This is a genomic window from Leisingera sp. ANG49, from assembly GCF_059694505.1.
The window spans coordinates 1-331 of sequence record NZ_JCATZN010000074.1 but is presented as its reverse complement, the minus strand read 5'-3'; the positions used below and the strand labels follow the sequence as shown (position 1 = coordinate 331).

1 protein-coding gene is annotated in these 331 nt (G+C 61.9%); it reads left to right on the top strand.

Going from position 1 to position 331, the window contains the following annotated elements; genetic code table 11:
- The coding region (locus tag AC58NV_RS23795; protein WP_497229334.1) for a transposase at positions 1–331 on the top strand (331 nt) is incomplete at both ends.

Sequence of the window (331 nt, the reverse complement as noted above, 5' to 3'; positions counted from 1 at the left end):
CTTGCCACCCTCGAAAAGCACGTTCGCCAGCTCGCCCTGGACGATCCTGTTTGCCGCCGCCTGATGACGATGCCTGGGATTGGGGCTGTCGTGGCACTCACCTTCTGCTCCGCGGTGGGCGATCCGGCGCGCTTTTCCGCTTCGAAAAGAGTTGGACCTTGGGCCGGTCTGACGCCTTCACGCAACCAGCCCGGCGAACGTGATGTATCAGGTGGAATCACAAAGGCGGGGGATGCCAATCTGAGGCGGGTGCTGTGCCAGGCCGCAACAGTCATGATGAACCGGGGCAGATCGACATGGCTGAGAAAATGGGGAGCCCAGCTCGCACAAC